Source organism: Staphylococcus equorum (assembly GCF_001747895.1).
GTDB lineage: Bacteria > Bacillota > Bacilli > Staphylococcales > Staphylococcaceae > Staphylococcus > Staphylococcus equorum_A.
Genome location: NZ_LNNB01000019.1, coordinates 172,968 through 197,802, shown reverse-complemented (window position 1 = coordinate 197,802; position 24,835 = coordinate 172,968). Strand labels below are relative to the sequence as shown.

The window sequence follows — 24,835 nt, the reverse complement described above, 5'->3', positions numbered from 1 at the left end:
TGTTATAAGACTGTGTAAGCAGTTTTTCTATAGGAATTCATTCATACATCCTAATATGATTTATCTATGATTTGTTTTTCTTATTACGTTTATTAATAATTTTATCTTTCAAGCTAAATAGTATTTCGTATATAACAGGTACTACAATTAACGTTAATAGCGTAGATGAAATTAATCCACCTATAACTGTCGCTGCCATACCTTTTGAAATAATAATTGAGCTATCTTCACCAAACAACATTGGTAATAATGCGCCAATTGTAGCTATAGCTGTCATAAGAATCGGTCTAATACGCGTACCACCAGCTTCTAATAACGCTTCTTTCATTTCCAGACCTTGTTTTTCTTTATTAATAACTCTATCTACTAACACAATCGCATTTGTTACTACGATACCAATCAGCATGAGCATACCAATCATACTTGGTACGGATATCGTTTCACCCGTTAAGACAAGGGCGATTACTACACCTATAACAGTATATGGAAGAGAGAATAGAATTGTAAATGGTGCGAGTGCGCCTTTGAACGTCAATACAAGCACTAAATAAACAATTATTATTGCTGCTATCATTGCTAATACTAATTGTGATATAGCTTTGCTTATATCTTCATTAGCCCCGCCTACTTTTGTTTCTACGTTATTAGGCTTATCTATATCGTTTACTTTAGATATTACTTTTTGAGCCATGCCACCGACATCATCGTTTGTTACTTTTGTAGAAACTGTTGCAGTGTAATCACCGGCTTCTGTTTCTATTTTATTAGGTGTAGATGATTTTTCTAAATCGGCAATCTCACTTAACTCAATAGATTGACCTGTTGGTGTTTGTACTTCTGTGCTTTCTAATTTTTCTTCTGTCCAGTTTTTATCTTTATCTTCTTTAACTTTTACATCTATGGATTTACCTTTTTCTTTAACAGTCGTAACCGTTTGTTCAGGTGTATTTTGATTTAATGTCATTGCTAATTGCGAAGCTGACAAGCCATAGCTTGAAGCTTTATTTTGATCGACTTTGATATTATATTGCTCATAAGTTTGTGATAAGTCTGACTTAACATTAGCTAGTCCTTTAACATCTTTCATTTCGTCTTCAACTTTTTTTACAGTTCCTTCAATTGAATCTAATGATGGACCAGTCACTGCAATTTCTAATGCTTTGTTGTCTGTGCCGGTGCCCATATCTTGGTTACCCCAAGTACCAGGGTGTTTATATTCTTCAATATGACTAAGCACTTTATCAGGTTCTTCATCAAAATTTGGTGTGTTGGAATCATATTCCACCATTATTGCCATACTGTTTGAACTTCCAGTAGGATCTGTCGGCGTTGCACCACCCACTGAATATTGAACTGTATTCACTTTATCTTTTTTATTTAAATATTTCTGTACTTCTTCTGCGTTATTTAGAACGCCTTCTTCAGTTTCACCAGGTTCAGGCGTATATGTAAGTGCCATATACTTATCTTCCCCTGTGGAAATAAAGCTTGTTCCAAGTTTAGCAGCGCCCAGTCCAATACTGGCTATCAAAATGAGTGTACTAATTATAATTACAATCCATTTATGATTTAATGACCAGTTTAATACTTTTTTGTAATTACTACCTATCAAACCTAATTTCTTTTCTTTACGTTGTTTAATTCCCTTTTTAAAGAATGTTGCACTTAATGCTGGAACAATTGTTACAGAAACAAGAAGCGATGCTAATAAACTAAAAGCAATTGCTAGGGCAAATGGTCTAAACATTTGACCTACTGAACCTGTTACAAAGACAAGTGGCAAGAATACAATAATTGTCACTATAGTAGATGATAATATTGGTTTAAATACTTCACTTGTAGCACTTATAACTAATTTATCTCCGCTTAATTTCTCATCTTTATCTGACAAGCGTCTGTATATATTTTCTACTACTACGATTGAATCATCAATCACACGCCCTATGGCAACAGTTAATGCGCCTAAAGTAAGAATGTTTAATGAAACATCTGATAATTTCAATGCCACCATCGCTATTAAGATAGACATTGGTATGGATACAATTGAAATTGCGGTCGTTCTAATATTTCTTAAGAATAGTAAAATGACGATAATCGCAACCATTGTACCTAAAGCTGCTTTTTCAATCATAGTGTAAAGAGAATCTTGGATAGGTTTCGCTGTATCCATGACTTTAGTTGAATTGACATCAGGATTTTCTTTAACAAATTTATCGATTTCATTTTTGGTATCTTCAGCTACTTTTACAGTATTGGCATCTTGTGATTTAGTAACCTGTACATTCACTGCGTCTTTACCATTTGTTTTTGAAATAGATTCACGTACATCCCCTACAGAGACGTCAGCAATATCATCTAGCTTCACTGATGGTACGCTTTCACCACCTGAGCCACTACTTGCTCCGGCACCTTGCATTGCAGAACCTTGTGAAGAAGCTCCCGCACCACCTTGACTTTGTGCTGCACCTTGTTGACCTGAATCACTTGCACTTTGCCCTTGAGCGCTAGATCCAGCACCTGCAGTTAGTGGGATTTCTAAATCTTTCAATGCATCTACGGATGTAAATTGACCATCAATGACAACAGACTTTTCTGTCTTATCAAATTGGAATAACCCGAGAGGTGTTTCACTTGTAGCACTCTTTAGAAATTGTTGAACACTTTCTGCACTCAAACCACTTTCCTGTAATTTTTCTTGATCAAATTTCACAGACACTTCTCGTGACGTTTGACCGTTAAGTTGTGCAGTTTGTATACCTTCAATTGTTTCTAAACGTGGAATCAGTTCGTTGTTAATTTTACTTGTCGTATCTTTGAGGTTATCTTCCTTATTACTAAATGAATAAGCTACGATAGGAAATGCATCCATTGAACTTCTTGTTAGTTCTGGTTCCTCAACCTCTTCATCAAATTTAATCTTATCGATTTCTTTCTGTAAATCATTTTCTGCTTTGTCCATATCTGCAGTTTCTTCATATTCTACAGTTACCATTGAAGCATTTTGTATAGATTGAGCGCTCACGCTCTTAACATCAGACATAGACCTAACTTGACTATCTATTTTATCACTAATGTCTTCCTTTACTGTTTCTGGAGTCGCACCCGGTAATGCTGTTTGTATTGTAATCATTGGTGGTTCAACATCGGGTAATAGTTCGAGTTTCATTTTAGAACTCGAGTATATGCCAGCTAATATAACTAACAAGACCATTAAGAATATTGCAAATTTATTTCCTAATGAAAACTGTAGTAATTTTTTTATCATGCACTTAATCTCCTCTCGTACTTTCATTTCGCTATATCCAATTTACCATAAGTCTCTAATTTACAATATCATACATGCTAATAATTTTATAAAATATTTTGAATTTTTAAATCTATTTAACATTAAAAAAATACACAGCATAAAGTTTTATAGATTTTAAATCAAAACTTTATATTGTGTATTTTTACATTTAATTAATTTACTAGCTTTTACTTACGTTTTAATTTACGAGATATTTTAATTTTCGCTTTAGTAAGCTTTGGTTTTACATTTTCAATTATTTGATAAAGTGGTTTGTTTAATACATAGTCAAACTCACCTATTTTTTCACTTAAATATGTGCCCCAAACTTTTTTAAATGTCCACAAGCCATAGTGATCAGAGTCTTTATCAGGATCATTATCAGTACCACCAAAATCATAAGTTGTCGCACCATGTTCCCTAGCATATTGCATCATAGCAAACTGCATATGGTGGTTAGGTAGAAAATCACGATATTCATTTGAAGAAGCACCATATAGGTAGTATGATTTGTTACCTGCGAACATTAACAACGCGCCTGACAGATACATACCTTCAGGATGAGATAGTTCTAATTTTTCCATATCTTCAATTAATTCTTGGGTTTTAACGATTTTATTATTTACATCGTTGATTTTATTTAGTGTTTTTTTATCTTGTTTTTTTTCAGCTAATTTAACTTTTTCTTGCTCAAGTTGTAATAAGTCTTCTCTTAAATCTTTGAGTACTGGCTTGGGCTCTAATTTAACTAAGAATAATTCTGCGTCGCCATCTGGATTCATAGCATCGTAGATATTTTGGAAATAACTAATATCACGCGTTAAAAAGCCATCACGTTCACCTGTAATTTGCATTAAGTTAGCAAATGTTTTTAAACCTTCTCTATTAGAACGCTCAACAGTCGTACCACGTTTTAAAGCTAATCTGACTTTTGAACGATTACGTCTTTCAAAACTTTGTATAAGTTCTTCATCTGACTTTTCAATTGGTGTAATCATTGTCATTCTTGGTTGTATATAATCTTTAGATAAACCTTCTTTAAATCCTTTGTGCTTAAATCCTAGTGATCTTAGGTTTGTTAATGCGTCAGCACCTTTATCTACTTCAACATCTGGATCAATTTTAATAGCATAGGCTTTTTCTTCTTTTGCAATTTGCATTGCGTACTCTAAAAGCGTTTCTAATGCGAGTTTATTACTGTAATCTGTAACAAAACCTCTAGAGATATAGCATAACGTATATGGTAACTTAGGTACCTTTTTGAATAACAGTTGAGCAACGCCTTTTACTTCGCCCTCTTCTCCAACTGCGATACGTTTTGAATACCATCCAGTTAGTGTTTTTGTTTCTGCCCATTTTGTTAATTGTAATAAATCACCTTGTGGGTGCGATTTAACAAATGCATCATGTGCTTGATTTGTGATATTCATCTTTTCCATACAACTGATGTCTCCTTTACCAATTCAATACTTTGATATTATACATTGCTTCGCTCATAATTTCACATATAAACAGTTCATTTGCTATACTATATTAAAAGAAAAAGCGAGGTGTTTTCATGCGTATTTTTATTATTGGATTATTACTGATTATTAATTTAATCTTTGTAGTTCAAGCTTTTATCGAACCACTGTCAATATCATACTTAAGCTTAAGAGTTATTTTAGCGGCGTTGTCTTTTGTTATATGCGTATACTTATTATTATTGCGCACACATAAAGTCGCCACGTATTTAACTATTTTAACACTTATTATTTCATTGATACACATTTTCATTATTGCACATAGCGCGTATATTTATATTTATTAATCTGCCTCAAATTGGTAACTTGTTCCTCGAATAATTAAAGTATAAGATGATGAAGTTTTATCGTCTCGTAATGTGACTGATTTATACCCTGAATGTTCACCATCATAAATGTGGTAAACGACATCATCATTTTTTAATTTTAATGCAGTATACGTTTTAGTTTCACTTATTTTTTCCATATCAAACCAATATTCCCATTTTTTTACAGTATGCTCTCGTTCTGTGCTGTGTAAATTAATTGTTTTAATCGTAAATTCTTTTTGTTGCAACGGTTCTAATTTTGCATTTCTCACTTCTTCAGCTTCATTCCACTGGATAAAAAATGGTGGTTTTACTCTATAATCTGGATCTGCAATATAAAGCAATTTCCAAGATGTTTTATCACCTTTCACATTTTCCCTATGCATATCTATAGGGCCAATGACTTCTATATTTCTCGTTTCCAAATCTTTTTTCAATTGATGAATATCTTGCGTACGAAATGCCAGCGTCTTTATACCTTGACTATAATTATCTTGCACTATTTTTGAAGGAAACGATACTCGTCCTTCATCTGTTTTTATCATTTTTAATAATACGTCAGGTTTATACACATCTAACAACTCTATATATGCATTATTTAAATAGGCTAATCTGTTATAAGTTCCCAATCTTTCATGGTTGCCACCTTGATGTAATTTAAACAAATGTCCCGGATATTTAAAGTTATCTAATTGATGAATATAATGAATCATATGGTCTAATTTTAAATACTGCATTAGGTATCTCCCTTATTTTAGCTTTGACTATATCTTAACAAATTGTATACCACTTTACTTGTCTTAACTAACGCTACGGAATAAATTTCTTATCTCCATAAACTTTTTCTTTAATTTTTAATGTTTTTACATCGCCTACTATTGATTTTTTTATTAAAAAAGAATAGAATAAGTATGCTATAAATTAAGTTAGCAAAGCTAACTATATTAGGAGGTCATTATGGAAAACAATCTTATATTTAATAACCTTATTGCAATTTATAGACCATACACCAAATTGTTTCAACCTATATTTGAAGCGTTTGACCTATATCCCGCTCAATGGTTGGTATTTAAAGATATAGCTTACAATGCGCCTACTACTTTGGTACAAATATCAAAGCGCCGTGCCATTGAGAAACCGACAACACGTAAGATTTTAAAAGTACTTTCTGAAAAATCATTGCTTTCAATTGAACCTGGTATTGATAAAAGGGAGAAGTTATTAACGCTCTCAAAAGAAGGGCAGCTATTATATGACAATATGAGTGCTCGAGTTAATAAGGTGCAAGATCAGCTTATTAATGAAACAGGATTATCTGAAGACGATCTTAAACAGGCAATTAAGACCATTCAATCAATACATGAAGCTATAACAAAAATGGAGGAAGCGTAATATGAACCAAGCAATAACAACAAAATCACCCATATGGACAAAAAGTTTTAATATAAACTTTATAACCAATTTTTTAATATACTTATGTATGTACTTACTTATAGTAATTATCGCCAGCTATACTAAATCTGAATATAATGTTTCAGATAGCACCGCTGGCTTAGTAACAGGGCTCTTTATCATAGGTTCTTTAATCGGACGTTTTGTAACTGGTAAATATGTAAATAAAGTTGGTCCTAAACGTATATTATTAATTGGATTAGTATTTTTACTCATTACCCAATTATTATATTTTATAGAAGGTTCTTTAGCATTACTCATGTTTACTAGATTAATCAACGGTATCGCTACAGGAATTACTACAACGGCAACAGGTACCATCGCCGCTTATGTCACACCTAATGATAGAAAAAGTGAAGGCATTAGTTTATTTTCTTTAAGTCTTGTCATGGGTGCAGCTATTGGTCCTTTCCTTGGATTACTTTTAATTAATGCTTTTCCAATTAAGATATTATTCTTAATTTGTCTCATTTGTGGTGTAGTAAGCTTATTAATTTCTTTCTTTGTAAACTTACAATTTAAACTCGATACGACTGATACAACTACTCAAAAAACAACGAGTAAAAAATTCAATATCAATAATTACATTGCAAAAGAAGCTATTCCGGTTGCAATAATTATGTTGATTTCAGGTTTAACTTATTCTTCAATACTTACATTCTTGCAATTCTTTGCTCAAGAGATAAATTTAGTAACGATATCTAGTTACTTCTTTATATTCTATGCCATTGCATCACTGATTACTCGACCAATTGCAGGTCGTCTTATGGATCAAAAAAATGAGAATGTCATTGCATATCCTGCCTTTGTATTCTTAATCCTTACATTCGTTACTTTAAGTATTACAAATAATGGTTGGTTACTCATTCTTGCCGGCTTGTTCTTAGGCGCAGGTTATGGAAATATTTCATCCTGTATGCAAGCTATTGCCATTAAAGTATCACCACCTGCTAAATACGGTATAGCAACTTCAACCTATTTTATCGGACTAGATTTAGGCGTTGGATTTGGACCATATGTTTTAGGATTCATGACATCCTCCGTATCTTATGCACAATTATATGCTATTATGGCCGTCATCGTACTCATAGCAGCTATGATTTATTTCTTTTTACATGGCAGAAAAGTTAAAACAACTTAACTCATTACAATAAAAAGAGAACGGGAAGGAATCAAAAGTTGATTTCGTAGTCCCGTTCTCTTTTTTATGTATGTTTTATTATTGTGCTACTTTAATATTTTCTATTTCTTGAATAATGTCATCAAAAATTTTAGTTTGAATATCATTGAAATAATAATAAACTTGTCTCTCGTCTGTTTCAGAACGAACTTTAGACATAAGTTCTTTTTTATAAATTTTTCGTATAATCACATCAATCTTGCTCGTATCCCATAACATTTCGAAATGAAGTGTATCTCTCAATTCCTTTCCGCTGATTTTTTTAGATTCATAAACCTTATACAACACAACAAATTCTTCAATTGATAAATGATGAACTGTTTTCAACCAATGCTTTAATTGACTCAATGCTTTTTCAGAAGTTATAAAATAAGATACTTTAGTTTCCATAATAATGGCCTCCTCATCGTCTTTTCTTGTTGTTTTTATGGCTTTATAATGAATAAGCTTCGAAAATATTATATAACATTTTCTTCATTAAATCTATTATTTTAAAAGTAATAGATAAATATTTTTTACTATTGTCTTTCATTTATATCGTTTCTTATACATACCAAGCATTTTTTTGTTTTACTTAAATCCCTAAAGTAAATATAAACACTTTTTATTAATAGATTATATTAAAAAATGCTTTATTTTAAAATTCGAAAATGGTTAATATTAACTGCTTTTTGTTAAATAAACAGAGTGATTTTTGTTTACTTTGTGATTTAATACAAAAAACGCTGAAAGCATATTTAATTATGCTGCTTCAGCGTTTTGTGGTATTAAATGTTATATCAGTGTCAAAACTATATTAAACCTAATTGTAAGTTTTACAATTACTTAATGATTCTAACCGCCAATATAGTTCATATTAATTTTTTTGCGTTTTCTATTTGCTACGGTTTGTTCTGTACGTTCATCTGAATATCTATCATCTCTAACATTCCATAGTACTTTAAACTGTTCAAATAGCTCCTCATCCGTTGCTCCAGCACGCATAAATGATTTCACATTAAAACCATCTACTGTACTAAATAAACAACTATAAAACTTACCGTCTGATGACAATCTCCCACGTGTACATGTAGAGCAGAAAGATTGAGATACACTAGTGATAAGGCCAAACTGTGCGCCATTATCTTTATGTCGATAATATTTAGCAACTTCACCAAAATATTTTGGCTCAACAGATTCAATATCAAATTCATTTTCTATCATATTTAACATTTCATCTTTTGTTACCACTTTACTAAAATCCCATCCATTATCGTTTCCAACATCCATAAATTCTATAAATCTAATCTCAATATCTTTCTCTTTGAAATATTGAATCATAGGTAAAATTTGATTGTCATTTACACCTTTTTGTATAACCACATTTACTTTCACGTGGAATCCTATGGAAATTGCATAATCAATCTGTTGCAATATTGTAGAAGCTTTTATATTTCTATTATTAATCGCTTGAAACACTTTGTCTTCGATTGCATCTAAACTCACATTAATACGTCTTAAACCTGCATCGTATAATTTTTGACCGTGTTTTTTTAATAATAAGCCATTTGTCGTTAGACCAATATCTTCTACACCATCAATCTGATTTAATTCATAAATTAATTTATATAAATCACGTCTGAGTAATGGTTCACCGCCTGTAATACGTATTTTTTTCACGCCTAATTGTGTGTATACTTTCGAAATACGTACCATTTCATCAAATGTAAGAAGCTCGTCTTTAGGTAAGAAAACAAAATCATCGCCAAATATTTCTTTAGGCATGCAATAATCACAACGGAAGTTGCATCGATCTGTAACTGACAATCTTAAGTCACGTATCGGACGCCCGAGTTTATCAGTGATTTGTTCTACCATATCGTTAGCCCCCCTTTATCTATTTATAATTTCATGTTGTAAAGCGTCCAAATCATGCTGGAAATTAATATTTTTATACCAATATTCAGGTGATTCAATTGTGTTAACATCTAACCAGTCGCTCGCAACTTTAGTATAAACATTCTTTAAACTATAATCATCTGAATCCAGTGCCTTATCAATGTAAGTTAAAGTATGTGGACTGTAAAAAGCAAGTGTAGGTATCGGTCTACCCGCTTCTTGAAAACCTGCAATATCTAATTGGTCTTCAATAAGGTGTTCCACCATAAATTGATATAATTTACTTATCGCTTTTTGAGTAATCATAGGTGTGTCAACGGAAATAACAAAGAATAGTTCTTCCTCTAGGTATTGGCTCATGACCGATCTAATACCTGCCAAAGGCCCTTTATCTTTATTCTGGTGTTCATCTATAATTATATTAGGGTGATCAAATTGTGTCGCAAGATTCTCATTGGTGCTTATAATAATTTGATTAAACATGTTCGTTGCTTCTAACACATCTATAATTCGCTCATAAAATGCTTGCGATTCAATTTGTGCAAAAGCCTTAGGTTCACCGAATCTCTCTGACTGTCCTCCGGCAAGTATAATTGCTTTCATCTCTTCTTTACCCTCCGCTAACTGGTGGAATCAATGCGACAGTGTCATTAGGTTGGACAATGTCATCATTTTTCACAAATTCTTCATTTACCGCTATTTGAAATTTTTTATCGCTAATACTAGGATAACGTTTAAATAAATCTGTAATAAATTCATCTACAGTAATATCATAACTTAAATCGATGTCTTCTGATTGTTTTGCTAATATTTCTTTTATTTCTGCAAAATAAAGCACTCTCATGATTGTCCTCCTTCAATCGCATCCTCATAACTTCCATGTTGATGTCCTTGCCATTGTGCACCATCTTCCCATATTTCCTTTTTCCAAATAGGTACGATTTCTTTGATACGCTCAATTGCATATTCATTTGCTCTATAAGCATCTTTTCGATGTGGTGAAGAAACACTGATGAGTACTGCAATATCTGAAATAGCTAACGGGCCTATTCTATGCACGATTGCTGTTTGTGTCCCTGGCCATTGTTGTGAAATTTCATCGCCAATTTGAGCTAACTTTTTTTCTGCCATAGGTGTATAGGCTTCATACTCTAAATGCTCTGTTTTAATTCCTTTTGTCCATTCCCTTACATGACCTGTAAAAACAACAACTGCACCTTGATGTTCGTTCAGTACATAAGATCTATATTGCTCTGTCTGTATCGGCTCGCTTGTCACTTCAAATTGCTTCATTTAATTCATTCCTTTGATATTAAAAAAGATAATAACCATTGGTCATACTGACGTAAAGCCTCTGGTTTTGATATATTAATGGCATACTTAATATGTGTTAAATGATTTAGTGCGTTACGGTCATTTTCATCACGGTAGACTAACACTTTATCGTAACTTGCTTCTTTAAAACCTTCTACTAATATTACGTTACTGTCTATTGTAACAGATTCATCTATGATTTCATCAAGCGTTTTGTTTTGTGTTCTGGTGACACTTTGTTGGTAAGCATTACCTTGAACAATACTTTGATCTGCACCTGCATAAAAGTGTTTCATATGGTCAACATGATTATTTTGTAATGTGATATCATGATGGTCCTCAGAGTTATGATGTCCATGATGTTTCACCGTTGCTACTGTGAGATGATGTTCTTTTAGCACCTGAATTGTATGTGCCATTAATGTCGTTTTCCCAGAATTTTTCAATCCAACAATTTGTAAAATCATATAAAGCATTCCGTTTCATAAGCTTGTGATTCAGTTAATATTACATTTACCGTATAACCTTTTTTATATCCTCTTGTTCCACCTGGTAACATAATCATTGCATTACTATGTGCAATTGCAACAACTGCACCTGATTTGTTAAATCCTGAAGGAACTGCTGTCATTTCTTTGCCGTTAAAAGTGGCCGTCGCGCGAATAAATCTCGTAAATGGGTTTGCTTTTGTAAAATCTTCCATCAATGTAGCTTGCACGACTTGAGGATAGAGTGCATTTGCATACATCATATGTTGAACTGCTGGCTTAACGTATAATTCAAAGCCTGTAAAGCATGCTGATGGGTTTCCAGATAAACCAAATAGATACTTACCTTCTGCTACTGCTACTGTCGTCACACTTCCCGGACGCATAGCAATTTTATTAAAAAGGACTTCAGCATTTAATGCTTCGTATATTTGTGGTAAATAATCAAAATCCCCAACTGATACACCACCCGTAGTAATGACAATATCATGTTGTTGCATTGCTTCCGTAACCACTTGGATACTACTTTCTAAATCATCTTGTTGTATTTGATAACGTTTTACTTGTAAGTCTAATTTATTAGCCAATGCAGTAATCATTGGTCCATTAGAATTCCTTATTTTTCCAGGTTCTAAATCATCACTTACATCTAATAGCTCACTGCCGGTAGCAATTACGGCTACGCTTGGTTTTTTAAAAACAGGAACTTGTGCATAGCCATATGTAGCTAATACTGCAATGGCACCAGGATTAATTTGTTGTCCTTTTTGTAAAATAACATCACCTATTTGAGTTTCTTCACCTTTTAAAGAGACGTTCTCATTAGGTTTAAATGCTTTACGTAATGTGAAACTTTGTCCTTGTTCTACTGTTTGTTCTAACATGACAACTGCGTCTGCACCTTCAGGCATCGCTGCACCTGTCATAATTCGAACTGCTTCAAACGCACCAACTTTTTTATCTGAAACAGTACCGGCACCAATATGGTCAATCACATTGAAAGTGAGACGATGTGCTCCACTTGCATTCGTTGTATCTTTACTTCTAATGGCAAAACCATCATAAGGTGATTTGTTGAAACGTGGAATTTCGTATGTAGCAACAATATCTTCAGCCAATATATGGTTTAAGCTGGCATCTAGGGGCACTGTAGTCTCATCCATATAAATATTTTGACTCACAACACGTTCAATGGCTTCACCGACTGGAATTGGATTTCTTTTCTCAAATGGCATCTAAATCTACTCCTTATATTAATTAATTTCGTGATATACTAGAAAACGATTAGGAGGGATATGTTTGTCTGAATTTACACATATTAATGAACAAGGCAATGCTAAAATGGTAGATGTTTCTGAAAAAAACATTACGAAACGTACTGCAATTGCACATTCAAGCATTACCGTAAACCCAGAAATCTATCAACAAATTGTTGATCATACAAATAAAAAAGGAAATGTGCTTAACACTGCACAAATTGCAGGGATTATGGCTGCTAAAAACACTGCTGATATTATTCCAATGTGTCATCCTTTACCATTAACAGGTATTGATGTTGAATTTCAGTGGCAGAAGCATGCGCAATCTTTCACTTTGAATATCCAAGCAACCGTGTCTACTACTGGAAAAACAGGTGTCGAAATGGAAGCATTAACTGCTGCAACTGCTGTAGCACTTACTGTATATGACATGACAAAAGCTTTAGACAAAGGTATGGTCATTGGCGAAACTTATTTACTCTCTAAATCTGGTGGTAAATCTGGTGATTTTCAACGTAAAGCATAATTTAATATTTGTGTTCAACTCGAATAAAGTCTCTAGGGCATAACTACATGTCTCAGCATCAACTATTATATTTGTAGTAGCTGTCTGACATTTAAATGTACTTGTTTCAAGCTCTTGTATTCCTTTTTCTAGTAAACCTTGTGAGGGGGACAGACTTCAAATTTCATATTTTGATTCTTGTCACCCTCTTTTATTTAGTTATTTCTTTAACCAAATGATTTAATTCTGGTTTTATTAACTTCTCCAATGCTAATTTAACAGCTCCAGTAGATCCTGGGATACTAAAGATTAACTTGTCACCTGCTGTCCCCGCGATTGCTCGAGACAATAATGCTCTCGTACCTACATCCTCAGCATAACTGAGATATCTAAACAACTCTCCAAATCCTTCAATTTCTTTAGTGAAAAATGAGGATACTGCTTCTATAGTTACATCTCTTTGTGCAATACCAGTGCCTCCTGTAGTAACAATCACATCGATGTCTTCACTTAACCATTGCTCAACTTGCATTTGAATCGCTTCTTGTTCATCTTTCACTATTTTATAATGCGCCTTATCGATTGAAACATTCAATTCCGATAACAGTTCTATTACTAATTTACCGCCCTTGTCAGTCTTATAATCTCTTGTATCAGAAACTGTCAATACTGCACATCTTATATCTTGATCTAACTTAACATTTGTATGCATTTTTACACCCCTTTAGCCGAATAATCGGTTTATTAAAGTAATCGCTTGTTGAGGCTTTGTCATACCATGAATCAGTAATCTCCCGCCTTTAAAGCTAACAATGCGATAACCATTATATTCAAAGTGAATCATATAAGGATTACGTCGGTATGCAATATTTTGCTGAGTTAAAAATGATTCTAGCATTTCCTGGGAAATATTAGGGTTTTCGTATTGCACTGTGTCCCTACCACACAAACTAGCAAACTGTCGTTTCGTTTCATTTAAATGTGGATATGTAGGGTTGCAGCCACAAGTTTTGCAATCGCTCCGTTGTAGTTTACTAAACCCAAATGTAAAGTGCGTCCCTTCCCATAAGTCACCATACGTTACTTTAGTCGGCACGTGTTGTTCTGTTAAAATTTTCAGCGCATCCCTCATCTGTAAACTTGTTGTCATCGTCACTGCAGGTTGAATTACACCTACCGTATCACATGTCATATTTATAGCTGGTAACTGTGGCACTAAGCAATTAAAACATGGTGTGTGTCCTGGAATAAAAGCAGTTTCTACATAAGTACTTTGGACTACACCGCCATAAATCCACGGTATGCCTTTTTGAAAAGCAAAATCATTAATCAACTGTCTCGTTTCAAAGTTATCTGTTGCATCTAATATCAGTTGAGCTGAACCAGCATTGTCCTCTAAAAACTGACGATTTACATGTGCAATATAACTATGAATCTTCAAATCTTGTCGAATATCTAATAATTTTTCTTTAGCAGCAACAACTTTGGGCAATCCTTCTAGCGCATCGGCTTCATTAAACAACGTTTGTCTTTGAAGATTACTATATTCAATATAATCTCTGTCTACAATAGTTAGTGTATCAACCCCTGCTCTAACTAAACTTTCAGCAAGGTGTGTGCCAAGTGCCCCCATGCCTACAATGAGCACGTGTGAATTCATGATTTTATCTTGTCCTTCAGGACCTATATGTTTAAATAACGTTTGTCTTGAATAGCGGTCTTTTGTCACTACAATAACCCTCTCTATACATCATTGTATCCATTATAAATCTTGCATGCGATAGTAACAACGGTTTGCCATCAATATTACAAAAAGTAGTGAATTCCCTATGTAGTTTTTTGATTCTGAGCACTAACAATGTTCGATATAACTAGAAATGGTTAAAGATTTTATTAATACGCTTAATACGCTCTAAATCATGGCGCCCGTTACTTATAAAGCATATCCTTTAAATATATGTTCGTGTTACAATAAGTTAACTATTACATGGAGGTGAATCAATGGCACGTTCAAAAGACTATGAACAACTATTGGAACAAGCAAAAGATATCGTCATCAATTCAATTGGAGAAACGATGGATCTTTATGGTGTCAATCGTAGTGTAGGTAATTTATATGGCACTATGGTTTTTGAACAAAGTAGTATGACACTAGATGAAATGCGTTATGAATTACAAATGAGTAAGCCCAGTATGAGTGCAGGTGTTAAAAGACTGCAAGAATTTGATGGCGTAAAACAAGAGTTTGTTCGAGGAAGTAGAAAACAACACTTTACTGCTGAAAAAGACTTTTTTACGTTTTTTGGAAACTTCTTTTCACAAAAATGGAAACGTGAAATCAAATTGAATTCAGAAGCAATATATAAAGCTGAATCTTTATTGAATCCCATTATTCATTCAGAAACTGCTACACCTGAAATCATTGAAGAAGCACAAGAAATTTTTGAGCAAATAGAACATTCTAAACTCTATTATGCTTGGTTATCTACTCTAACTGATGCGCTCAATTCAGGAGAAATATTTGATTATTTTCCAATTCCGGAAAATAAATCATAATCTATAGCAACACAAAAACGCCTCCCTATTTCATGACAGGAGGCGTTTTGTGTCTATAGAATGCATGATAAGCCTAAATGTTTCAAGTTAAATTTTTTATGTTTGGATTTTTAATCCATCGTAAGCAATGGTGCATGATAAGCCACTATGTAATAATCGTTGTTCTAGCACTTTAGTATCATCCATAGTGAGGCCTTCCGTGGATTCTATATGTGTAAAATAAGTGTGTGTCGCATTTATTTCTCTAGCAATTTCAACACTTTCATCAAAACTTAATTCATTTGATTCCTTTAGTACCCCGTTTTCTAGTAAACGTTCACCAGTAATTGGATTAACTTCATTACTTCCAAAAGGTAATATAGCAACATCTATATTTTTGAATTTTTGTGAAGGTACGAAACCTTTCATTTCATCAGGTATAATCAATATGCTCTGTTCTATGGCATTGATATAAAAACCAAAAGCAATACTTTCAGGAAGTTGAATCCATTCTATTTGAATATCATCTATTGTTAATAGAGCATCATTCTATACCACTTCTAACTCTATCACGTCAATTTGAGTTAAATAATTCAAATGATTCCAATGACCTAAATAAGTTTTGAAATCTGCTACTTCTTGCTGAGTTATATATATCTTTGTCTTTCTAGAATTTGGTTTTTTATTTTTAAAATCATAATTTAATGTCTCCCAAATCCTCAATCCCATCGTATGATCAGGATGCCAATGTGAGTATAAAGCATGTTTTATTTCAGAAATTTGAGCGCGTCGTAATTGAGTGAATATATCCTCAGAAGTATCTATTAGTAATTGGATATCATGAATATATATTCCAGGGCCGGTTCGCAAACTCGATTCTTTATGTTGAGATACTGAATTATAAAGCGTAGGAATGCCCCCTGCTGTTCCTAAAAACTCGATATTCATTATCTTACCCCCTTATTTAAAAAATGACCGTTAGATTCCGATATAGAAAATAACAGCCACTTATTCAATTTGTCATTTATATTTATTTTTGTGTGTAATCTCAATCAATATTAATCACTTCATGAGCCAGTGCCTCTGCTTCGTAATTAGAATGTGTTACAAAAATAATTGGTATTTGCCACTCTTCAAATATGCGCTTTACTAATTGAATACTTTCATCTTTAGTTGTATCATCTAAGCTTGAAAATGGTTCATCCAATAATATGAGGTCTGGTCTAGTGCTTAACGTTCTTGCTAATGCCACACGTTGGGATTCTCCTCCAGATAGTCTCATTGGAAACTGTGATTTTAAATGCGCAATGTTTAATTGATGCATTAAGGTCTCTATATGTTCGGAAGGTTGTGCCATAAAAGTTATATTCTGATACACATCCATATTAGGAAACAATTGATAATCTTGGAATAAGTAGCCAATATTACGCTGTTGAATTTTCACATCTATATTGTTATGCGTATCAGTTAAAATACGTTCATTTACTTCTATATGTGCCTTATCTGCCCTTTTCAATCCTGCTATAATATTTAAAATTGTTGTTTTACCAATGCCTGATGGGCCTTTAACTGCATAAATTTTAGGTTTAGTATCTTGGAGACTCATATGTAATTGTGTGTTTTTGAGCGCATGCTCTAAATGTAATGCCAACAACTAATCTACCTCCCGATAACGGTCTTTATTCAACACATTGATTGTGCCAATTACTGTAATAGCAAATGCAACAAGGACAATCACCCACAACCATGCTTGATTTTCTTTACCTTGTTCTACCAAAAAGTATATTTCTAAAGGTAACGTATTGGTTTTATTAGGTATGTAACCAGCAACCATCAGTGTCGCACCAAATTCTCCTATCGCTCGGGCAAAGCTCATCATAATGCCTGATAATATCGGACGCTTTGACAACGGTAAAATTAATTTAAAAAATATCTTGTTTTCACTTGCACCCATCGTTCGTGCAGTATTGAGCATTTTATTATCTATACTTCGAAAGCCTTGGACAGTATGCTGATACATCAATGGAAAACTCACGATCACAGATGCAATAACTGCTCCAGTCAGTGTAAAAACTACTGGTAAATGCAATACATCCGTAAAAAATGCGCCAATAAAACTTCTAGGTGAAAACACAATTAATAAAATAAATCCCATAACTGTTGGTGGTAACACAATAGGTAAAATAATTATACTTTCTAAGATTCTAGCAATAAAACCATGTCGTTTATACAGCCATCTTGAAATAACGATACCAATAAAAGTAACGATGATTGTACTAATAACAGCTACTTTGAGTGATATCCAAAATGGTGTAACATCTACCATTGCTAAAACCTCCTATGCTTCAAATTGATATTTTTCTAATATTTCTTTAGCTTCGTCTGTCTTAAGAAAGTCGATCCATGCTTTAGCTAATTGCTTATCAGATGTTGTCGCTGCTTTATAAACAATGGGTTGCTTCAAATCAACTGTATTGATTTCTTTAACATGACTCTCGCCATTTTGCTGACTTTGATATAAATCAGTTTTATACACATACCCTAATTGTGCATTACCTTTTTCAACATAGTTTAGTACTTGTCGCACGTCTTTAGCAAATACTAAATTAGGTTTTACTTGTTCATATAAATTATTATCTTTTAAATATTGCTGAGCATATTTACCGGCTGGCACCGAGTTCACCTCGCCAATGGCTAATTTATCGCCTTCTTGTAGCGTTTCTACTGATTTATAATTACTATCCTTCGCGCCAATAAGTACGAGTTTATTTTTAGCATATTCATATGTATTTTGTGCTTTATCTTGTAATGCATCAACGTCTTTCTTGTTTGCTGACATAAACACATCTACAGGTGCACCTTTTTCAATCTGTTGTCTTAATGAACCAGACCCACCATAGTTAAATGTAACATTTGCATCTTTATGATTTGCTTCAAATGCTCGCTTCAATTCTTTAGTTGTATCAGTCAGACTCGCTGCTGCTGAGATATGTAATTCTTGTTTTTTATCATTCTTCTCAGAATTGCTATCATTTTTGCGCTCACTATTTCCATTTGAACACCCTGCTAATACTAGACATAGCGTCATAAACATTACGATTAAATATTTTATTTTCACCTAAAACAACTCCTATCACTTATAATTATATTCTTATTCATAAAAAAACAAAAGACCTAAATGATAGTACTTTGGCCTTTTGTAAGCGTATGTTTTTTATAATTATGATGTGCTGTTTTATAGTTGTTCAATAAAGCGTTTAAATGCGTGATGACCTTGTTCTGTATTTTTAAATACGCCAGCATCTTCTAATACACGTTTAAATTTAAATCCTACTTCTTTATCTACAACTTCATCGACATTATTTACATTAATATCATATGATTGTTTCATTTCTTCAGCCCATTGTTGATGTATTCCTAAATCTATTTGAGTTTTATCTAATAAATAATCTTTAACTTGTTGTAATTCTTGTTTTAGTCGTCCTGGTAATATAGCAGTCCCCATTACTTCAATTAGACCTATATTTTCTTTCTTGATATGTTGCACGTCTTTATGTGGATGGAAGATGCCGTCAGGGAATTGTTCTGAAGTTTGATTGTCTCGTAGGACAATGTCTAATTCATATTGTTGTTGTCTATATCTTGCGATTGGCGTAATCGTATGATGACGTTCACCATCACTACTAAATGCTTTAATATCTACACTATCATCCGAATATTGATTCCATTGCGTCATGACATAAGTAGCCGCTTCAATCAATTGCGCTCTATTGTCACCTTTCAAACGAATCACACTCATTGGCCAATTTAAAGTGCTAGCTTGAACTGATGGATAATTAGCAATAGTAAATTGATTTATTTCAGCAGCGTTATCCATTGGAAATACATGTCTTCCAGTTTGATAATGATTATGCGATAAAATTGATCCACCCACAAGTGGTATATCTGCGTTTGACCCAATGAAATAATGAGGAAATTGATCTATAAAATCTAACAAGTTAATGAAAGTATTTTTATTGATTTCCATAGGGACATGTTGTTCAGATAAAACAATACTATGTTCAGCAAAATAGGCATATGGCGAAAATTGGAAGCCCCACTGCGCACCATTTAAATTCAAGCGAATCACACGGTGATTTGTTCTTGCAGCTTGTAGCACTGATCCTTTAAAACCTTCATTTTCTATGCATAATGCACATTTCGGATAAGCGGTAGCTGGTGCTTCTTTAGCTTTTGCAATTTGCTGTGCATCTTTTTCAGGTTTTGATAGATTGATCGTGACTTCAATATCTCCGTATTCAGTAGCAACATCATAATTAATATTATTCGCAATTGCATCTTCTTTAACATAGTGATTACGTTTAGCTATGTCATAAAAATAATCTGTAGCCGCTTCTGGTGACTGTTTATATGCCTCGTTAAACTTGCTGTTAATTACCGATGGGCGTGGTGTAATTAAGTCTAGAATTTGAGCTTCAACAATTTCTTTACTATATAATGCATCTTCAATACAATTTTCACTAACAGCTTGGCGAATCCAATATTGTGTAATTTCATTTGCTGTTGCATCTTTATTTAATTCAGAGACTGCTGAATCATCAATACCTTTTGCATTTAAATTACGCAATAGTTGGTTTTGAATATAAATGCTATCTTCTTCTTCATAATCACCATACGAAATTGCTTGTGATACAAATTGTTGTACTAATTGTTGATTTAATAACATGCATTAACCCTCCACATTTTCTTGATATCCATTTGGATGTTGATGATGCCATTGCCACGCTGAATTAATAATATCGTTAATGTTATCGTGTTGCGGTTTCCAGCCAAGCACTTGTTGCGCCTTATCACTTGATGCGATTAATTTACTTGGATCGCCTGCTCTTCTTTCACCTACCACTGCTTTAATAGGTTTATTTGTTACTGTTCTTGCAGCTTCTAGAATTTCAAATACCGAATAACCTTGACTACTTCCTAAATTAAATGCACCAGATGCTCCGCCGTTTTGTAAATGTTGATACGCTAAAATATGCGCATCTATTAAATCAACGACATGAAGATAATCGCGAATACATGACCCATCTTCTGTATCATAATTATCACCGAATATTGTTAAGTGTTCTCTTTGTCCAAGTGCGACTTCTAATACAATTGGTATAAGGTGTGTCTCTGGACGGTGGTCTTCACCAATAGCACCATTTTCTTTAGCACCTGCAACATTAAAATAACGTAGCGCTGCATAATTAACGCCATATGCTTCATGACTCCAGTGCATCATTTTCTCCATCATTAACTTACTTTCACCATATGGACTTGTAGGCGTTTTAGAATCTTCCTCAGTAATAGGTACTGAATCTGGCTCACCATAAACTGCAGCTGTCGAAGAAAAAATAATATGTTCTACTTGATGGCCATACATAACTTCTAATAACACTTGTAATCCATGCACATTATTATTGAAATAGGCTAACGGTTTTTCTACAGATTCACCAACTAAAGAATAGGCGCAAAAATGGAACACACCTTCGATGCTTTCTTTATTAAAGACATCATCTAAAAAGGCTTTGTCTCGAATATCTCCTTCATAAAATGTAGCTTCGCTATGCACAGCTGCTCTATGTCCTGTACCTAGATTATCTACTACAATAACGTTGTATCCTCTTGCAATTAATTGATCTACCGCATGACTTCCTATATAACCAGCGCCACCTAAAACTAAAACAGACATATACAAAATCCTTTCTCTACTCATTGATTAATAACTTATAACGATTTAACGCCATCACTTATACCCACATGATAAAACGATGGAGCGTAACCTATGTGCTCTATATATTGCTTAGAAACTTCATTTTCCAATTGTTTTACACTATCTTTATGCACTAAAGCAATTGCGCAACCTGCGAAACCAGCACCTGTCATTCTAGCTCCCAATACACCATCAACTTGCTGAGCTGTTTCTGCTAAAGTATCTAATTCTATCCCTGTAACTTCATAATCTTCTTTTAATGATGCGTGAGATTCATTTAATAACTTTCCAAATTGATTAAAGTTATTTTCTGCTAAAGCTCTATGTGCTTTTTTCGTGCGTTCGTTCTCCGAAACTGCGTGTCTTGCACGACGACGCTTCACTTCATCCTCAATAAGATCTTGATGCTGTTCAAATTGTTCTAATGACAACTCCCCTAGTGATGCAATATCAAGTGCTTGTTGCAACGAAGCTAATGCCGATTCACATTGTGTTCTACGTTCATTATATTTACTTTCTGTAAGGGAACGTCGCTTGTTTGTATTCATAATTGATATGAAATAATCTCCAAATTTGGCAGGCACATAATCAAATTCTAAAGTTGCGGTATCTAGTAATATTGCTTGTTCAGCTTTACCCATACCAATAATAAATTGATCCATAATACCTGAATTGACACCAATGAATTTATTTTCAACACGCTGTCCTATTTTTATAAGTGCTAATCGTTCTAAATCTAAAGTAAACAACTGCTTAATGAGCCAACCAGTTAATAATTCAATAGACGCTGACGATGATAAACTTGCTCCATTTGGAATATTTCCTTCTACTAAAATGTTGAAACCATGGTCTATGTCAGAGAATTGTTCTGTTAAATATTTAACTACACCTTTAGGATAATTTGCCCAATCATGTGCCGCTTCGAATTCTAATTCATCTAATGTAAATGTAATCATACCAACATCTTCAAAATTATTTGAATAAAGTTGAATAAGTTTATCATCTCGCTTTGTAGCTAGTCCATATGTACCCAACTCAATCGCAGCTGGAAAAACATACCCACCGTTGTAATCCGTATGTTCTCCTATTAAATTAATGCGTCCCGGAGCAAAAGCACTGACTTCAGCCTTAACGCCAAACAAAGTTTCAAACTTATCATGCATGGCTTGTAACATAATAACCCACTCCTTCTATATAAATCACTTTATCTATAATGATATTCTCTTTAGTAAACATAATTAAAGTTTACTTGTTTACTAAATGTTTTGTCAATTAAGATTGTCTTTTTGTTTTAAAAGTATTCCGCTCTTTAAGCTGTGCTTCTACCACGACATGGATGGCAACATGTCTCGTTTTATTAATGCGCTCTTCTGCCATTCTCACTGCAGTTCTACCAAATTCATCTACTGGTATGTGCACACTACTTATAGAAGGCACAGCATATTGTATGACTTCTAAATCATTAAAACTTATCAATTTAACATCTTTTGGAATTGCTATTTTTTCATATTGAATTTGTTGTAATATACCTATAGCAATCATGTCGTTTCCTGCTATAAAAACTTCAGGTAACTGATGCGCATTTAACAATGTTTTTACAGCTTCTTCACCATTTTCTTTTTTCCAACCGTCAATCATAGTTATTTCGTTAATTTGATGTTCAGAGCACCATTCTCTATACGCTTCATATCTAACATCTGTATGATTTGAAAACGGCGTACCGGCTAAATCTCTAATCATATGACTACCACCGATATACGCAATTTGCTTCATGCCTAATGCCTTGATTTCGTTCAATAAGTTGGTCATAGAATAGTGTAAATCTGAATAGACAGCATCTATTGATTTTGGTGTATTAGGATTGTTAATGACAACTATATTTTCATTATAATCACGTAGTGTGTTCAATGCTTCCGTAGAAAAATTACCTACTACGATAATTGCCCCTGCCTTGTCAACTTTATATAAATCTAGATTTTTATCGTTACCATCGATTCTAATTGTACGCTTCAAAGACAAATTCAAACGTTTAACTTCAGCCTCTATTGCTAAGCGTATCTCTCTATAATAAGGGTCTGACATTTCTTTAGCTCGAGATGCATAGGTAATGATTTGAATGCTTTTGTTTTTTCTAGCCGATTTTTGATATTGTAGTTCATTTGCAACACGATGAATCCTTTCTCTCGTATCTTTTGAAACTGACAATGTTGGATCATTATTTAATACGCGTGAAACAGTGCCAGGACTTACCTTTGCTTCGCGTGCAATATCTCGTATACTTGCCATATCGAAATTCACCTCTTTAATTGTTTACTATAAGTTTACTTGTATATATCCTTTTAATCAATCTGGACCATTTTAAAAATTGTTATAAATATTACAATGGTAAATTAAAAATCCTTTGCTTTATTCATAAACTGAATCTTTTTTTTACATTGAAAAATGCGCTAGAATGGAGAAGTGAATATGAAACGGGGTGTACTCATGCATGAAGATATATTGACCAATCAACCCATTGTACGGTTTGAGAACGGTAAGTTAGTAGAAACAAAAGATCATTACGTTACTGAGTTCCCATTAACAATTATGGTAAATGGTGAAGAATTTGCGACTATAATTTGTAGCCCGAACCACTTAGAAGAGCTTGTCTTAGGTTTCCTAGCATCTGAAGGGGCTATTTTAAAAAATGGTGACCTAAAATCTATCCAAATAGACGATAGTAAAGGGTTTGCTCATGTTGAATTGACCAAATCTCTCGGTGAACGTTTCGAATATTCAACAAAGCGCATGATTGCGTCCTGTTGTGGTAAAAGTCGAGAGTTTTATTTTCAAAATGACGCGGCAGTCGCAAAGACTTCGATGTCTAAAATTGTGTTAAATCCAACTCAAGTACTCAATATGATGACCCGTTTGCAAAGCGCCAGTAAAATTTTTAAACAAACTGGTGGTCTTCATAATGCTGCAATTAGTGATGGAGATACCTTCTTTGAGCATCGTCAAGATATTGGTCGTCATAATGCATTAGACAAATTGTATGGTTATTGTATACAAAGACATATACCTGTACGTAATAAAGTGTTGATATTTAGCGGTCGTATTTCATCAGAAATATTAATCAAAGCTGCAAAAATCGGTGTTGGTGTCATCTTATCGAAATCTGCACCGACGACATTGGCAGTAACACTTGCTCAAGATTTAAACATTACTGCCATAGGATTTATTAGAGATGGTAATTTCAACATTTACAGTCATCCGGAACGCATAACACCTGTTGAATCGTCCGAGGATTAATTTATAATCTAGACCTTTGCAAAAATAAGTTTTTAAAAATAAAAAGAACTCATCCATTTGATAC

General features: G+C 33.5%; 26 protein-coding genes. 5 read left to right on the top strand and 21 right to left on the bottom strand.

The window, feature by feature from the left end; genetic code table 11:
• Positions 1-64: 64 nt before the first annotated feature.
• The 3 genes from AST02_RS09575 to AST02_RS09560 all read right to left on the bottom strand — a co-directional run bounded on the left by AST02_RS09575 (position 65) and on the right by AST02_RS09560 (position 5,854).
• The gene (locus AST02_RS09575; RefSeq protein ID WP_069817636.1) at positions 65-3,265 is read right to left on the bottom strand and encodes an efflux RND transporter permease subunit; all 3,201 of its coding nucleotides are present in this window, start codon (positions 3,263-3,265) and stop codon (positions 65-67) included.
• 209 nt (positions 3,266-3,474) lie between these two features.
• The gene (locus AST02_RS09570) at positions 3,475-4,725 is read right to left on the bottom strand and encodes a lipid II:glycine glycyltransferase FemX (RefSeq protein WP_046465828.1); all 1,251 of its coding nucleotides are present in this window, start codon (positions 4,723-4,725) and stop codon (positions 3,475-3,477) included.
• Positions 4,726-5,092: 367 nt separating this feature from the next.
• On the bottom strand, positions 5,093-5,854 hold the full coding sequence (locus tag AST02_RS09560; protein WP_046465830.1) for a VOC family protein: 762 nt from the start codon (positions 5,852-5,854) through the stop codon (positions 5,093-5,095).
• Between the two features lie 220 nt (positions 5,855-6,074).
• Between AST02_RS09560 and AST02_RS09555 the strand changes: the two genes are divergently transcribed.
• Both AST02_RS09555 and AST02_RS09550 read left to right on the top strand, forming a co-directional pair.
• Entirely contained in the window at positions 6,075-6,509 is a 435-nt protein-coding gene (locus AST02_RS09555) for a MarR family winged helix-turn-helix transcriptional regulator (RefSeq protein WP_069817635.1), read from the top strand.
• A gap of 1 nt (position 6,510) precedes the next feature.
• Complete coding sequence (locus AST02_RS09550) at positions 6,511-7,710, top strand: MFS transporter (RefSeq protein WP_046465832.1); 1,200 nt, start codon at positions 6,511-6,513, stop codon at positions 7,708-7,710.
• Positions 7,711-7,788: 78 nt separating this feature from the next.
• Here the strand turns inward: AST02_RS09550 and AST02_RS09545 are convergent, their stop codons facing one another.
• From AST02_RS09545 to AST02_RS09515, 7 genes are all read right to left on the bottom strand, one after another.
• Complete coding sequence (locus AST02_RS09545; protein WP_069817634.1) at positions 7,789-8,139, bottom strand: SarA family transcriptional regulator; 351 nt, start codon at positions 8,137-8,139, stop codon at positions 7,789-7,791.
• Between the two features lie 444 nt (positions 8,140-8,583).
• Positions 8,584-9,606: a GTP 3',8-cyclase MoaA gene (gene moaA / locus AST02_RS09540; protein WP_046465834.1), complete on the bottom strand. Its 1,023-nt coding sequence runs from the start codon at positions 9,604-9,606 to the stop codon at positions 8,584-8,586.
• 15 nt (positions 9,607-9,621) lie between these two features.
• Positions 9,622-10,230, bottom strand: a complete 609-nt coding sequence (gene mobA / locus AST02_RS09535) for a molybdenum cofactor guanylyltransferase MobA (RefSeq protein WP_069817633.1) — start codon at positions 10,228-10,230, stop codon at positions 9,622-9,624.
• A 7-nt stretch (positions 10,231-10,237) separates the two neighbouring features.
• Positions 10,238-10,471 carry a molybdopterin converting factor subunit 1 gene (gene moaD / locus AST02_RS09530; RefSeq protein ID WP_046465836.1) on the bottom strand — a complete coding sequence of 78 codons (234 nt, stop codon included), beginning with the start codon at positions 10,469-10,471 and terminating at the stop codon, positions 10,238-10,240.
• Positions 10,468-10,920 (bottom strand): molybdenum cofactor biosynthesis protein MoaE, encoded by a 453-nt coding sequence (locus AST02_RS09525; protein WP_046465837.1) that lies wholly within the window; start codon positions 10,918-10,920, stop codon positions 10,468-10,470. Before AST02_RS09525 ends, moaD begins: the two co-directional genes overlap by 4 nt.
• A gap of 5 nt (positions 10,921-10,925) precedes the next feature.
• On the bottom strand, positions 10,926-11,408 hold the full coding sequence (gene mobB / locus AST02_RS09520; RefSeq protein WP_069817632.1) for a molybdopterin-guanine dinucleotide biosynthesis protein B: 483 nt from the start codon (positions 11,406-11,408) through the stop codon (positions 10,926-10,928).
• Complete coding sequence (locus AST02_RS09515) at positions 11,405-12,664, bottom strand: molybdopterin molybdotransferase MoeA (RefSeq protein ID WP_069817631.1); 1,260 nt, start codon at positions 12,662-12,664, stop codon at positions 11,405-11,407. Before AST02_RS09515 ends, mobB begins: the two co-directional genes overlap by 4 nt.
• A 64-nt stretch (positions 12,665-12,728) precedes the next feature.
• Here AST02_RS09515 and moaC point away from each other — a divergent pair, with 64 nt between their 5' ends.
• Entirely contained in the window at positions 12,729-13,214 is a 486-nt protein-coding gene (gene moaC / locus AST02_RS09510; RefSeq protein WP_046465840.1) for a cyclic pyranopterin monophosphate synthase MoaC, read from the top strand.
• A gap of 190 nt (positions 13,215-13,404) precedes the next feature.
• Here the strand turns inward: moaC and AST02_RS09505 are convergent, their stop codons facing one another.
• Together AST02_RS09505 and AST02_RS09500 are read right to left on the bottom strand one after the other, a co-directional pair.
• Positions 13,405-13,905, bottom strand: coding sequence for a MogA/MoaB family molybdenum cofactor biosynthesis protein (locus AST02_RS09505; RefSeq protein WP_069817630.1), 501 nt, complete (start codon positions 13,903-13,905; stop codon positions 13,405-13,407).
• 12 nt (positions 13,906-13,917) lie between these two features.
• Positions 13,918-14,922, bottom strand: a complete 1,005-nt coding sequence (locus AST02_RS09500; RefSeq protein ID WP_069817629.1) for a ThiF family adenylyltransferase — start codon at positions 14,920-14,922, stop codon at positions 13,918-13,920.
• A gap of 272 nt (positions 14,923-15,194) precedes the next feature.
• Here AST02_RS09500 and cudC point away from each other — a divergent pair, with 272 nt between their 5' ends.
• Positions 15,195-15,749 (top strand): choline uptake/conversion transcriptional regulator CudC, encoded by a 555-nt coding sequence (cudC, locus tag AST02_RS09495; protein WP_046465843.1) that lies wholly within the window; start codon positions 15,195-15,197, stop codon positions 15,747-15,749.
• A 96-nt stretch (positions 15,750-15,845) separates the two neighbouring features.
• On the opposite strand, the gene AST02_RS14560 is transcribed toward cudC, so the two are convergent.
• The 9 genes from AST02_RS14560 to AST02_RS09455 all read right to left on the bottom strand — a co-directional run bounded on the left by AST02_RS14560 (position 15,846) and on the right by AST02_RS09455 (position 23,766).
• Positions 15,846-16,175, bottom strand: coding sequence for a hypothetical protein (locus AST02_RS14560; RefSeq protein ID WP_226957435.1), 330 nt, complete (start codon positions 16,173-16,175; stop codon positions 15,846-15,848).
• Between the two features lie 102 nt (positions 16,176-16,277).
• Positions 16,278-16,676, bottom strand: a complete 399-nt coding sequence (locus AST02_RS14555) for a hypothetical protein (protein ID WP_226957434.1) — start codon at positions 16,674-16,676, stop codon at positions 16,278-16,280.
• Between the two features lie 100 nt (positions 16,677-16,776).
• Positions 16,777-17,382: an ATP-binding cassette domain-containing protein gene (locus AST02_RS09485; protein WP_069817628.1), complete on the bottom strand. Its 606-nt coding sequence runs from the start codon at positions 17,380-17,382 to the stop codon at positions 16,777-16,779.
• Entirely contained in the window at positions 17,383-18,054 is a 672-nt protein-coding gene (gene modB / locus AST02_RS09480) for a molybdate ABC transporter permease subunit (RefSeq protein WP_046465846.1), read from the bottom strand.
• A 12-nt stretch (positions 18,055-18,066) separates the two neighbouring features.
• A complete protein-coding gene (gene modA / locus AST02_RS09475) occupies positions 18,067-18,846 on the bottom strand; it encodes a molybdate ABC transporter substrate-binding protein (RefSeq protein ID WP_069817627.1) in 780 nt (259 codons plus the stop codon).
• A 117-nt stretch (positions 18,847-18,963) separates the two neighbouring features.
• Positions 18,964-20,454, bottom strand: coding sequence for a UDP-glucose--hexose-1-phosphate uridylyltransferase (gene galT / locus AST02_RS09470; protein WP_069817626.1), 1,491 nt, complete (start codon positions 20,452-20,454; stop codon positions 18,964-18,966).
• Positions 20,455-20,457: 3 nt separating this feature from the next.
• The gene (galE, locus tag AST02_RS09465; RefSeq protein ID WP_069817625.1) at positions 20,458-21,459 is read right to left on the bottom strand and encodes a UDP-glucose 4-epimerase GalE; all 1,002 of its coding nucleotides are present in this window, start codon (positions 21,457-21,459) and stop codon (positions 20,458-20,460) included.
• Positions 21,460-21,494: 35 nt separating this feature from the next.
• Complete coding sequence (locus tag AST02_RS09460) at positions 21,495-22,655, bottom strand: galactokinase (protein WP_069817624.1); 1,161 nt, start codon at positions 22,653-22,655, stop codon at positions 21,495-21,497.
• A 97-nt stretch (positions 22,656-22,752) separates the two neighbouring features.
• Positions 22,753-23,766 carry a LacI family DNA-binding transcriptional regulator gene (locus AST02_RS09455; protein WP_046465851.1) on the bottom strand — a complete coding sequence of 338 codons (1,014 nt, stop codon included), beginning with the start codon at positions 23,764-23,766 and terminating at the stop codon, positions 22,753-22,755.
• 198 nt (positions 23,767-23,964) lie between these two features.
• On the opposite strand from AST02_RS09455, the gene fdhD reads away from it, so the two are divergent.
• On the top strand, positions 23,965-24,771 hold the full coding sequence (gene fdhD / locus AST02_RS09450; RefSeq protein WP_046466037.1) for a formate dehydrogenase accessory sulfurtransferase FdhD: 807 nt from the start codon (positions 23,965-23,967) through the stop codon (positions 24,769-24,771).
• The last annotated feature ends 64 nt before the right edge of the window (positions 24,772-24,835 follow it).